The organism is Streptomyces umbrinus (assembly GCF_030817415.1).
GTDB classification, from domain to species: Bacteria; Actinomycetota; Actinomycetes; order Streptomycetales; family Streptomycetaceae; genus Streptomyces; species Streptomyces umbrinus_A.
On sequence record NZ_JAUSZI010000002.1, the window covers coordinates 7,133,365 to 7,146,072 of the forward strand.

Here is a 12,708-nt window from a genome sequence, read left to right on the forward strand (position 1 = left end):
GCCCGTACCTCGATGTCCGCGCACAGCCATTCGGCAGGTCAGTACGACGCTGCCACGCCCGAGTTCCCACGGCACGTGGTCACCGCCGTGATCGTCTCGCACGACGGTGCCCGCTGGCTCCCCGACGCCCTCGCCGGGCTGCTCGGCCAGGAACGCCCCGTACAGAACGCCGTGGCGGCCGACACCGGCAGCGCGGACGACTCCGCCCGGCTGGTCACCGACGCCCTCGGCGCCGACCGGGTGCTGCACCTCGCCCGGCGCACCGGCTTCGGCCAGGCCGTCGAGGAGGCCGCCCGCACGGCCGGCGTGCTGACCCCGGACGACCTGCCGTACCTCAAGCGCCCCAGCGGCTGGGACCCGGTCACCCGCACCTGGCGCGACGACGCGTACGACATGCCGGAACTGCCCCACGGCGAGCCCGAGCAGTGGCTGTGGCTCCTGCACGACGACTGCGCCCCCGAAGCCGACGCCCTGGCCCAGCTGCTGCGGGTCGTGGAGAACGAACGGGAGCTCGGCAAGGACGTCGCGATCGTCGGCCCCAAGCTCCGCGGCTGGTACGACCGCAGACAGCTCCTGGAAGTCGGCGTCACCATCGCGCACAGCGGCCGCCGCTGGACCGGCCTCGACCGGCGTGAGCAGGACCAGGGCCAGCACGACCACGTCAGGCCCGTGCTCGCCGTGTCCACCGCCGGCATGCTGATCCGCCGCGACGTCTTCGAAGAGCTCGGCGGTTTCGACCGCCGGCTGCCCCTGATGCGCGACGACATCGACCTGTGCTGGCGCGCCCAGGCCGCGGGCCACCGTGTCCTCGTCGCCCCGGAAGCGGTCGTGCGGCACGCCGAGGCGTCCTCCCGCGAGCGGCGCACCGTCGACTGCGTGGGCCGCACCTCCGCCTCCCCGCACAAGGTCGACAAGGCCGGCGCCGTCTACACCCTCCTCGTCAACAGCCGCAGCGCGGCGCTCCCCTGGATCCTCGTACGGCTCGTCGTCGGCACGCTGCTGCGCACGGTCGCGTACCTCGTGGGCAAGGTCCCCGGACAGGCGGTCGACGAGATCCGCGGCCTCCTGGGGACACTGCTGCGCCCGGAGCGCATCCTCGCGGGCCGACGCAGGCGCGGCCGCCCCCAGGTCGACAAGGGCGAACTGCGCCCGCTGTTCCCGCCACCCGGCGCGACCGTGCGGGCCACCATCGAACAGGCCGCGGGCAACCTCGCGGGCAGCTCCGACCCGGAGCTGAACGCGGCAGGACGACACGGCAGCGCCGTCGAGTCCGGACCCGGCGGCGACGACGCCGACTTCCTGGAGGTCGAGCAGTTCGCCCGCCTCAAGCGCGTCGCCCGCAAGCCGGGACCGATGCTCTTCGTGGCCCTTCTCCTCGTCTCGCTCGTCGCCTGCCGTGAGCTCCTCGGCGGCGGTGCGCTCTCGGGCGGGGCGCTGCTGCCCGCCCCGGCCGACTCCTCCGAGCTGTGGTCGCGCTATCTGGACGCCTGGCATCCGGTCGGCGCCGGCGGCACCCAGTCAGCGCCGCCGTATCTCGCGCTCGTCGCGATGCTCGCGAGCCTGCTGTTCGGCTCCACCGGGCTCGCCGTCACCGTGCTGCTGGTCGGTTCGGTGCCGCTGGCCGGCTTCACCGCCTACTTCGCCTCCCGCCCGCTCGTCCAGTCGCGCCTGCTGCGCGCCTGGGCGTCCGTGGCGTACGCCTTCCTGCCCGCCGCCACCGGCGCGCTCGCGGGCGGCCGCATCGGCACGGCCGTACTCGCCGTGCTGCTGCCCCTCATCGCGCGCGCGGGCGTCGCGGCCAGCGGCCTCGCCTCGGAGACCGCCCGTGGCAGCTGGCGCGCCACCTGGGCGTTCGCGCTGCTGCTGACCCTCGCCACCGCCTTCACGCCGATCGTGTGGCCCATCGCGCTCGTGCTGGGCCTCGCCCTGCTGGTCGTGCGCCGCGGCGAGATCACCGCCTATGGGCCGCGCTTCCTGGCGCAGCTCGGCACCCCGCTGCTCGTCCTCGCCCCCTGGTCGCTGACGCTGCTGCCGTTCGGCTTCTTCCAGCAGGCCGGCATGGAGTACGGGCCGGGGGCGGCCTCCGCGCTCGACCTGCTGGGCGGCAGCCCGGGCGGCCCCGGGACCGTCAGCGGGCTGATGCTGATCGGCATCGTGTGCGCCGCAGTGGCCGCGCTGGTGCGTACGGAGCGTCAGTTGGGAATCTGGACCGCCTGGGCGGCCGGCCTGGTGGCGCTCGTTTTCGCCGTCCTGTCCAACAGCTCCACCTGGGCCGGACCCGCCACCCTCGTCTACGGCCTCGCCTTCCTCGCCGCCGCCGCGCTCGGTGCCGACGGCGCCCGCTCGCGCGTGGCCGAGCAGAGCTTCGGCTGGCGTCAGCCGCTTGCCGTGCTCATCGCGTTCGCCGCGGCCGCGGGACCCCTGCTCGTCGCCGCCGGGTGGATGATCCGCGGCGCGGACGGACCCCTGGAGCGCCGCGATCCCGTCCAGGTGCCCGCGTTCGTCGCCGAGGAGAGCGGCACCCGCGACCAGGCCCGCACCCTCGTCCTGAACAGCGCCTCGCCGGCCGAGGTCGGCTACATGCTCGTCCGGGGCTCCGGCGCCCGCCTCGGCGACGCCGAACTGGCCGCGGCGGACGGCGAGAACAAGCCGCTCGACAAGGTCGTCGCGAACCTCGTGGCGGGCTCCGGCGCCGACCAGGCCGACCAGCTCGGCGGCTTCGCCGTGCGGTACGTCCTCGTGCGCGGCGGCGCGCCCCGCGAGGTCAGCCGCGTCCTGGACGCGACCCCCGGCCTGAGCCGGCTGAGCCAGCAGGACGGCAGCGCCCTGTGGCGCGTCGACCGGCAGGTCGCGCGCGCGGCCATCGTCCCCGACTCCGGCGACCCGCAGCCCATCGCCGCAGGGCCCGTCGAACTGCACACCGAGATCCCCGCCGGTGCTGACGGCCGCGTCCTGCGCCTCGCCGACACCGCCGACGAGGGCTGGACGGCCACCCTCGACGGCAAGCCGCTCACCAGGACCACGGTCGACGGCTGGGCGCAGGGTTTCGAACTGCCCGCCACCGCTGGCCGGCTGGACGTCACCTTCGAGGCCCCGATGAGCCACACCGGCTGGCTGTGGGCGCAGGGCGCGCTCGCCGTCGTCCTCGTGGTGCTCGCCCTGCCCGGCCGCCGCCGTGACGTCGACGACGACCTCCCCGAGGAGCCCGTCGTCCCCGCCCAGGCCGTCTCCGGCGAGGGCCGCAGGGCCCGCAGGCTGCGCGCCCAGGCGGAGGCCGAACAGGCGGACCAGCCCGACCAGTTCACCCCGGACGCCCCGTCCGCCCCACCTCCTCCTTCGGAGGAGGCCCCCGTCCCCGCCCAGGTCCCGCAGCAGCAGACCTACGGCGATTGGGACACGACGACGTACGCGGGCGCCGAGTACGGCACCTACGGCGGCGAGCAGCAGTACCAGGGCGCCCCGCAGTACCCGGCGGGCACCTACGACCAGCAGCAGTATCCGGCGGACCCGTACCAGACGGGCCAGTACGACCCGTACGCGTCCTACGGCACGGGGAACGCGGCGTACGACCCGTCGCAGACGTACTCCCAGGGCTACGACCCGGCGTACGACCCGGACCAGCACCAGCAGCCGCCGCACGGCACCGACAGTGAGCGCCCCGACGGGAGCCAGCAGTGAACCGCACCACCGTGTCCCTGATCGCCGGCGTGACCGCGCTCGCCGCCGTCACCGGATTCGCCTCGATGTCCGAGCCGGACACCACCGGCTCGGACACGGCGAAGGCGGCCGCCCAGCTGCCCGTGGAGCGCACCAGCCTGCTCTGCCCGGCTCCCAGCACCTCGGACCTCGCGGAGACCGCGTACACGTCCTTCACCCCCGTCGCGGAGGTCACCGGTGACGACGGCGCGGCCGAACTCACGGCGGCGGGCGAGGAGTCGGCCGACGGCAAGACCGACGCGGACAAGGGCGACAAGAAGGACGACGGCAAGGGCGGCGAGGAGAAGGCCGTCCTGAGGCCGAAGGAGCCGGGCAAGCCGGTCACCGGCGAGGCCTCCGGCGCCGAGTCGCCCGCGCTCGTCGGCACCGCCGAGGGCAGGTTCGCGCCCGGCTGGACCGTCCAGCAGACGACGGAGATCCCGGCGGGCAGCGGCCGCGGCCTGCTCGGTACCAACTGCACCGCTCCGGACACGGAGTTCTGGTTCCCGGGCGCCAGCACCGCCAAGGAGCGCACGGACTACGCGCACCTGACCAACCCGGACGACTCGGCCGCCGTCGCCGACATCGAGCTGTACGGCAAGGACGGCGCCCTCAAGTCGACGGTGGGGGAGGGCATCCAGATCCCGCCGCACTCCAGCGAGGCGGTGCTGCTGTCCACGCTCATCGACGAGCCGCAGACCAACCTCACCGTGCACGTCACGGTCCGCAGCGGCCGGGTCGCCGCCGCCGTCCAGGCCATCGACGACAAGCTCGGCGGCGACTGGCTGGGCCCCTCCACCGACCCCGCGGGCAGCCTCGTCCTGCCGGGCATCCCGAAGGACGCCACATCCGTACGGCTGGTCGCCTTCGCGCCCGGTGACGCCGACGCGGACCTGAAGGTGCGGCTCGCCTCTCCGAACGGGCCGATCACCCCCGCCGGAAACGAGACGCTGCACGTCAAGGCAGGCATGACCGCCGCCATCGACCTCGGTGACGTCACGCGCGGCGAGGCGGGATCCCTGATGCTGACGCCGACCGGACGGCCCACCCCGGTCGTCGCCGCCCTCAAGGTCACACGCGGCAAGGGCGACAAGCAGGAGACGGCGTTCATCCCGGCGACCGGCCCGGTGGAGACGCGCGCGACGGCCGCCGACAACCGCTCCAAGGGCTCCACGCTCTCCCTGGTGGCCCCCGGCCGTGCCGCGAAGGTCAAGGTCACGGCCTCTGCGGGAAGCGGCGGCGGCACGGCCGCGTCGAAGACGTACACGATCAAGGGCGGCACCACCCAGAACGTCGAGCTGCCCGTCCCCAGCGGCCTCAAGGGCACGTACGCCCTCACTGTCGAGCCGCAGTCCGGCGGTCCCGTCTACGCGGCGCGGATGCTCGAAGCGGCCAGTGGCGGCGTACCGATGTTCACGACGCAGACGCTGCCGGACGACCGGGGAACGGTGGAGGTACCGGACGCGGCACAGGACCTCTCGGTGCTGCAGAAGTAGGACGCCGCACGCCTCCGGGGGCGCGGTCAGTCCTCCCCGTACCGGGGATCCACCGTCTCCGGAGTCAGGCCCAGCAGCTCGGCGACCTGCTCCACCACGACCTCGTGCACGAGCGCGGCCCGCTCGTCGCGCCCCTTGGTGCGGATCTCGACCGGGCGGCGGTAGACGACGACTCGGCCGGGCCGGCCCTCGTGCGCCGGGATCGTGCCGCCCAGGGGAACCGTCTCGTCGGCCCAGCCCTCGTCACGCGCCGGGTCGAGCCGGGGCACCTCCAGCACCAGGAACTCGATGTCGGCGAGCTGCGGCCAGCGCCGCTCCAGCCGCTCCACGGAGTCCTGCACCAGATCCGCGAACACCTCGGCCCGAGGCGCCGAGAGGGGTACCTGCGGCGGCGCCACTGGGCCACGCATCCCCCGCCCGTGTCGATCACGACGACGGGGCCTGGGCTCGGCGGCACGGGGCGGTACGGGGTTGTCCATCACTGACGAAGAGTAGTCCCCAGACCCTTCTCCCGCCTGCACGTGTCCACCGACGGTCACCCCCTCGGGGGAGCGGCGCCGGGGCGTCCCACGGCTCCCGCCGCACCGCGCGACCAGCGCCCACAACCGGCAGCGACTCACCAACCGCGTATGCCACTTGATGACCATTCCAGCCAAGGTTGGGCTCGTTTCCATATGCCTCTAGGACCACAGAAATAACGGCAATTGACAGCTTTCGCACCAACTCGGGATCACTCCTGGACCCGTCCGAAATTTCGCCAACACCCGTACCCGCAGGTCAACAAGGCGCGCCAGGAACCACTTGTGTCAGGGGTCACACCACGACGCGGTGGAGTGACCCGGGGGTGAGTCGTCGCGGCCCGCTCAAGAGTGCGGTACCGTCCAACATCGTGAGCCCTGTACGTCGCTGTTCGCGCACCGCTTGCGGCCGTCCCGCCGTCGCGACGCTGACGTACGTCTACGCCGACTCGACCGCGGTCCTCGGCCCGCTCGCCACCTACGCCGAACCCCACTGTTACGACCTGTGCGCCGAGCACTCCGAGCGCCTCACCGCCCCGCGCGGCTGGGAGGTCGTCCGGCTCGCCGACGCCTCCGCTCCCTCCCGCCCCAGCGGTGACGACCTGGAGGCGCTCGCCAACGCCGTGCGCGAGGCGGCCCGTCCGCAGCAGCGCGCCGCGCAGGGGGGCGTCGGCAACGCCCGCGATGCGGACCCGATGGAGGTCGCCCGCCGCGGCCACCTCCGGGTGCTGCGCTCGCCGGACTCCTGAACCACCTTCCCGAACCCCCGTCCCGCGAACGGGACTTCACCCCGTGCACATTCGGTGCACGTTTCACTCAATGACGCACGACCATTGACGCGCGCTTGTCGCGGACACGACCATTCCCCCACCCGTGAGAAATCGTTTTCCGCATCGCGGAATCCGGGGAGGCTTCGTGTACGTCCAGGAACTCGAGCCCGTGGCCGACTCGCTCGGCCTGTCCGCACTCGTCGCGACTCTGCCCCTCGTCATCGTCCTCGTCCTGCTCGGCGGCGTCCGGATGAAGGCGCACCTGGCGGGTCTCAGCGGCCTCGCGGCCGCCGCCCTGGTCGCCTGGCTCGCGTACGGCATGCCCGTCGGCCAGACGCTCTCCAGCGCCGCCCAGGGAGCCGTGTTCGGCCTCTTCCCCATCCTGTGGATCGTCGTCAACGCCCTCTGGGTGTACCGGATGACCGTCCGCACCCGGCACTTCGACATCCTGCGCCGCTCGTTCGGGCGACTCTCCGACGACCCGCGCATCCAGGCGCTCGTCGTCGCGTTCTGCTTCGGCGCGCTCCTGGAGGCCCTCGCGGGCTTCGGCGCGCCCGTCGCGATCTGCTCGGTCATGCTGGTCGCGCTCGGCTTCGACCCGGTGCGCGCCGCGGTGGTCGCGCTGGTCGCCAACACCGCGCCCGTCGCCTTCGGCGCGATGGGCACACCGGTCGTGACACTGGCTCAAGTCACGGGCCTGCCACTGGATTCCGTCGCCTCCGTAGTGGGCCGTCAGACTCCGCTGCTCGCCCTGGTGGTGCCCCTGGTGCTCGTCTTCCTGGTGGACGGGCGACGCGGTCTGCGCGAGACCTGGATCCCGGCCGTGGCGTGCGGATTCGCCTTCGCCGTCGCCCAGTTCGCCGCCTCCAACTACGTCTCCGCCCAACTCGCCGACATCGGGGCCGCCCTGGCCGGCGCGGGCGCCCTGATGGCGGTGCCGCAGGCGCGCAAGCCCGCCGCCGAGCCCGTACGGGCCGCGGTCCTGACGGGCGTACGCAGTGAGGACCTGGACGAGGAGGACCCGCGCCCCGAGGTGCTGCGGGCGTACGCGCCGTACGCGCTGATCGTCGTGATCTTCTCCATCGCCCAGATCCCGGTGGTGAAGGACCAGTTGGCGAAGGCGACCCGCACCTTCGACTGGCCGTTCCTGAACGTCGCGAACGCGGACGGCGACCCCGTCGGAGGCAACGTCTTCACCTGGCCCATCGTGTCCACCGGCGGCACGCTCGTACTGCTCGCCGGGATGTGCACGGCCGTCGTACTCGGGGTGCACGCGCGCGTGGCGGTCAGGGAATGGGCCGCCACCGTCCACGAGTTGAGGTTCGCGATCCTCACCGTGACGTCCGTCCTGGCGCTCGCCTACGTCATGAACCTCTCCGGACAGGCGGCCACGATCGGCCACTTCGTGGCGGCGGCCGGCGCGGGACTCGCCTTCCTGTCACCGGTCCTGGGCTGGTTCGGCGTGGCGGTCTCCGGATCGGACACCTCCGCCAACGCGCTCTTCGGCGCCCTTCAGGTGACCGCGGCCCGCGAGTCGGGGCTCTCCCCGGAGCTCCTCGCGGCCGCCAACAGCTCCGGAGGCGTCCTCGGCAAGATGATCTCGCCGCAGAACCTCACCATCGCCTGCGCGGCGGTCGGCCTCGCCGGCCGCGAGGGAGACCTGCTGCGCAAGGTGCTCCCATGGAGCCTCGGACTTCTGCTGGTCATGTGCCTGATAGTCGTCGGACAGAGCTCGCCCGTCCTGGAATGGATGCTTCCGTAAGCCCGTGCGAGGTCCGTGCGTGATGTCCGTGTGTGCCCTCCCGGGTCCCGCACGGCCGAGTGTCAGTGCGTACGGGTAGTTTGGGGCCACCGTTGAGGACTCAAGGAAGGCTGGCCGTGACCGCTGATCTGTCGCAGCTCGTTAAGGCGTACGACGTACGCGGGGTGGTCCCGGACCAGTGGGACGAGACGCTGGCCGAGCTGTTCGGCGCGGCCTTCGTGCAGGTCACGGGCGCCGACGCGATCGTGACCGGGCACGACATGCGCCCCTCGTCCCCCGGTCTGTCGAGGGCCTTCGCACGCGGGGCGGCGGCGCGCGGCGTCGACGTGACCGAGATCGGGCTGTGCTCGACGGACCAGCTGTACTACGCGTCGGGGGCGTTCGGCCTCGCGGGCGCGATGTTCACCGCCTCGCACAACCCGGCGCAGTACAACGGCATCAAGATGTGCCGCCCGGGCGCCGCCCCGGTCGGCCAGGACACCGGCCTCTCGGAGATCCGCGAACTGGTCGAGTCCTGGATGGACTCCGGCGCCCCCACGTCGGACGCGACACCGGGCACGATCACCCGGCGGGACACGCTGGAGGACTACTCGGCGCACCTGCGCGGCCTCGTCGACCTGACCTCCATCCGCCCCCTGAAGGTCGTGGTCGACGCGGGCAACGGCATGGGCGGGCACACGGTCCCGACCGTCTTCGCCGGGCTGCCCCTGACCCTCGTCCCGATGTACTTCGAGCTGGACGGCACGTTCCCGAACCATGAGGCGAACCCGCTGGACCCGGCGAACATCGTCGACCTCCAGAAGCGCGTCCGCGAGGAGGACGCCGACCTCGGCATCGCCTTCGACGGCGACGCCGACCGCTGCTTCGTCGTCGACGAGCGGGGCGAGCCGGTCTCCCCGTCCGCGATCACGGCCCTGGTCGCCGCCCGCGAGCTGGCCAGGCACGGCGGCAAGGGCACGGTCATCCACAACCTGATCACGTCCTGGTCGGTCCCGGAGGTCGTCCGGGAGAACGGCGGCACGCCGGTACGCACGCGCGTGGGCCACTCCTTCATCAAGGCCGAGATGGCCACCTCCGGCGCGATCTTCGGCGGCGAGCACTCCGCGCACTACTACTTCAAGGACTTCTGGAACGCGGACACGGGCATGCTCGCCGCCCTCCACGTCCTCGCCGCCCTCGGAGGCCAGAAAGGCACGCTCTCCGCCCTCGTCGACCAGTACGACCGCTATGCCGGCTCCGGCGAGATCAACTCCACGGTCGACGACCAGGCCGGCCGCCTCGCCGCCATCAAGGCCGCCTACGGGGGCCGCGAGGGCATCACCCTCGACGAACTCGACGGCCTCACCGTCTCCGCCGCCGACTGGTGGTTCAACGTCCGCCCGTCCAACACGGAACCCCTCCTCCGCCTGAACGCGGAGGCACGGGACGAGACGGTGATGGCGAAGGTACGGGACGAGGCATTGGCGATCATCAGAGGCTGAGGCATCGCAGCCCGGGCCGACACTTTCAGCCCGTCCGGCGTTTGAGGACGAGGCCGTTCAGGCCGATGAGCGGGGGTCCGGGGGCGGCAGCCCCCGGGATGGGAAGGGTAAGGGCGGCGGGGGCGAACTCTCCCGACGCCCAGCCACCCGCAGCGGTACCCTGACCAGGCCACATCACCCGCACAACCCCGCCCCCGAAGGGACCCGACATGCCGCTCGAAGCCGGCCTCCTGGAGATCCTCGCCTGCCCGGCGTGCCACGCCCCCCTCAAGGAGCAGGAAACCGAGCTGATCTGCACCGGCCAGGACTGCGGCCTGGCCTACCCCGTCCGGGACGACATCCCGGTCCTCCTCGTGGACGAGGCCCGCCGCCCCGCATGAGGCCGCCGCCAAGGCGACCCGCACAGGGCCCGCCGCCCAGGCGACCCGCAAGGCCGAGCCCCAAGGAAGAACCGGCGACCGGAGGCTGCCGCCCATGCTCGACGAATCGCTGCTCGACGCCCCCGAGGCCCTCGCGGAGGCGGACCGCCGCGGTCTGCTCCGCGGCGCCGCCGAAGCGGGCGCCCGAGTCCGCACGGCGGCCCGGCACGCGGCCGAGGCGGGCATCCCAGATCTCAAGCCGGACGGCCGCCCGCGAGCCGTCCTGATCGCGGGCCCCGGCGCCGCCGCGATCAGCGCCGCGGATCTGCTCGGCACCCTGGCCGGGGCGGGCTGCCCCGTCATCCGCCTGGCCCCCACCGGCGTGGCCCCGGCCGCGGGCGCACTCCGCTGGGAGCTGCCCGGCTGGGCGGGCCCCGTCGACCTGCTCCTGATCGCCACCCCGGACGGCAGCGAGCCCGGCCTCTCGCTCCTGGTCGAGCAGGCCTACCGCCGCGGCTGCACGGTCGCCGCCGTGGCCCCCGCCCGCTCCCCGCTGACCGAGGCGGTGGACGGAGCCCACGGCCTCTTCGTACAGATGGCGACCGCCCCGTACGAGCCGGGGGCGCCCTCCGCCGCGTCCGCCCCCGGAGTGCTCTGGGCCCTGCTCACACCGCTGCTCGCGCTCCTGGACCGCACCGGTCTGGTCACCGCGCCGCCCGAAGCCCTGCACAAGGTCGCCGACCGGCTCGACCAGATCGCGGAGCGCTGCGGCCCAGCCATCGCGACGTACAGCAACCCCGCCAAGACCCTCGCGGCCGAGCTGGCCGAGGCGCTCCCGGTGATCTGGACCGAGGGCACGTCCGCCGGTCCGGCCGGCCGCCGTTTCGTCGGCGCGCTGGCCGAGCTGGCGGGCCGCCCCGCGCTCGCCGCTGAGCTGCCCGAGGCGCTCGACGCTCACAGCGTGCTGCTCTCGGGCGCGCTGGCCGCCGGAGCGGACCCGGACGACTTCTTCCGCGACCGCGTCGAGGAGGCCCAGGTCATGCACGCGCGCGTGGTCCTCCTCCGCGACCGCCCGACCGGCGGCCTCAGCGCCGCCCCCGCGGCCCGTGAACTGGCCCTCAGCCACGACACACCGATCAGCGAACTCGAACCGGAGGACGGCGGCGATCTGGAGACCCTCGCCGAGCTGATCGCCATCACGGATTTCGCCGCCGTTTACCTGGCGCTCGCCTCGGGAGCCTGACCTTGAGCCACGCCTGGTGACCAGCGCCCGCTGAGCAGCGTACGTACGGAGAAGAAAACAGAGCATGGACCGCCTCGACAACACGATCCGCCCCTACGCCTGGGGCTCCACCACGGCCATCCCGCACCTCCTGGGCGTCGAGCCGACCGGCGAGCCGCAGGCCGAGATGTGGATGGGCGCCCACCCCGGCGCGCCCTCGCGCACCCTCCGCGGCCCGCTCACCGAAGTGATCGACGAGGCTCCGGAGAAGGAGCTCGGCGCGGCGGCCGTCGCCAAGTTCGGCCCACGCCTGCCGTTCCTCCTCAAGCTTCTCGCCGCGGGCGCCCCCCTCTCCCTCCAGGTGCACCCCGACCTCGCCCAGGCCAAGGAGGGGTACGAGGACGAGGAGCGCCGAGGCGTCCCGATCGACGCCCCGCACCGCAACTACAAGGACGCCAACCACAAGCCCGAACTGATCTGCGCGCTCACGGAGTTCGACGGCCTGTGCGGATTCCGGACGCCGTCCGAGGCCGCCGACCTGCTCGCGGCCCTGGAGGTCGACTCCCTCAAGCCGTACGTCGACCTGCTGCACGCCCACCCCGAAGAGGCCGCGCTGCGCGAGGTGTTGACGGCCGTGCTGTCCGCGGACCGCGAGCAGATGGCCGCCACGGTCACCGAGGCGGCCGCGGCCTGCGCCCGGCTCGGCGGCGCCCACGCCCCGTACGCCGATCTGGCGCACCACTACCCGGGCGACCCCGGTGTCATCGCCGCGATGCTGCTCAACCACGTCCGACTGCAGCCCGGCGAGGCCCTGTTCCTCGGCGCCGGCGTGCCGCACGCGTATCTGAACGGCCTCGGCGTCGAGATCATGGCCAACTCCGACAACGTCCTGCGCTGCGGCCTCACCCCCAAGCACGTCGACGTCCCCGAACTCCTGCGGATCGTCCGCTTCGAGGCGAGCGACCCGGGCGTACTGCGCCCCGAGGCGTCCCCCGACGGCGAGGAGGTCTACGAGACCCCCATCGACGAGTTCCGCCTCTCCCGTTACGCCCTCGTGGCGGGCGCCCCGGTCCACGACCTCACCCTCGGCACCCCGCAGATCCTGCTGTGCACCGCGGGTTCCGTACAGGCGGGCGAGCACGCGCTCGGCCCCGGCCGGTCCGTCTTCGTACCGGCCGGCGAAAAGGCGGAAGTGTCCGGCGACGGCACGGTCTTCCGGGCCACCGTCATCGCCTGAGCCCCGGCGACGCGGCCCGAGTCCTGGCGACCGTCCCAGTGGCCTGAAACGGTCACTGTGGTGACCCGGCGCACCGATGTCGGCCCGGGCTGCAACAATGGCCCACCGCAAAGGGCGGGCAAAGCCCGGGACGGCAGCCGAGCGGGCAGACGGCCGGCCGAGATGGC

At 73.1% G+C, this 12,708-nt stretch carries 9 protein-coding genes; 8 read left to right on the forward strand and 1 reads right to left on the reverse strand.

All coding sequences use genetic code 11. The features are described from left to right. The first annotated feature begins 12 nt into the window (after positions 1 to 12). Together QF035_RS31660 and QF035_RS31665 are read left to right on the forward strand one after the other, a co-directional pair. Positions 13 to 3,678, forward strand: a complete 3,666-nt coding sequence (locus QF035_RS31660; RefSeq protein ID WP_307523853.1) for a glycosyltransferase family 2 protein — start codon at positions 13 to 15, stop codon at positions 3,676 to 3,678. Continuing rightward, positions 3,675 to 5,192 (forward strand): DUF5719 family protein, encoded by a 1,518-nt coding sequence (locus QF035_RS31665; RefSeq protein WP_307523854.1) that lies wholly within the window; start codon positions 3,675 to 3,677, stop codon positions 5,190 to 5,192. The genes QF035_RS31660 and QF035_RS31665 overlap by 4 nt, the downstream gene beginning before the upstream one ends. A 26-nt stretch (positions 5,193 to 5,218) precedes the next feature. Here QF035_RS31665 and QF035_RS31670 read toward each other — a convergent pair whose 3' ends face one another. Continuing rightward, on the reverse strand, positions 5,219 to 5,671 hold the full coding sequence (locus tag QF035_RS31670) for a metallopeptidase family protein (RefSeq protein WP_307531585.1): 453 nt from the start codon (positions 5,669 to 5,671) through the stop codon (positions 5,219 to 5,221). 365 nt (positions 5,672 to 6,036) lie between these two features. Between QF035_RS31670 and QF035_RS31675 the strand changes: the two genes are divergently transcribed. The 6 genes from QF035_RS31675 to manA all read left to right on the forward strand — a co-directional run bounded on the left by QF035_RS31675 (position 6,037) and on the right by manA (position 12,541). Beyond that, a complete protein-coding gene (locus QF035_RS31675; protein ID WP_307523855.1) occupies positions 6,037 to 6,459 on the forward strand; it encodes a DUF3499 domain-containing protein in 423 nt (140 codons plus the stop codon). A gap of 166 nt (positions 6,460 to 6,625) precedes the next feature. Then, a complete protein-coding gene (locus QF035_RS31680; protein ID WP_307523856.1) occupies positions 6,626 to 8,242 on the forward strand; it encodes an L-lactate permease in 1,617 nt (538 codons plus the stop codon). A 116-nt stretch (positions 8,243 to 8,358) separates the two neighbouring features. Next, entirely contained in the window at positions 8,359 to 9,723 is a 1,365-nt protein-coding gene (locus tag QF035_RS31685; protein WP_307523857.1) for a phosphomannomutase/phosphoglucomutase, read from the forward strand. 209 nt (positions 9,724 to 9,932) lie between these two features. Beyond that, entirely contained in the window at positions 9,933 to 10,103 is a 171-nt protein-coding gene (locus QF035_RS31690) for a Trm112 family protein (RefSeq protein WP_079053628.1), read from the forward strand. Positions 10,104 to 10,197: 94 nt separating this feature from the next. Then, a complete protein-coding gene (locus QF035_RS31695; protein ID WP_307523858.1) occupies positions 10,198 to 11,325 on the forward strand; it encodes an SIS domain-containing protein in 1,128 nt (375 codons plus the stop codon). Between the two features lie 64 nt (positions 11,326 to 11,389). Continuing rightward, positions 11,390 to 12,541, forward strand: coding sequence for a mannose-6-phosphate isomerase, class I (manA, locus tag QF035_RS31700; RefSeq protein WP_307523859.1), 1,152 nt, complete (start codon positions 11,390 to 11,392; stop codon positions 12,539 to 12,541). Positions 12,542 to 12,708 lie beyond the last annotated feature (167 nt).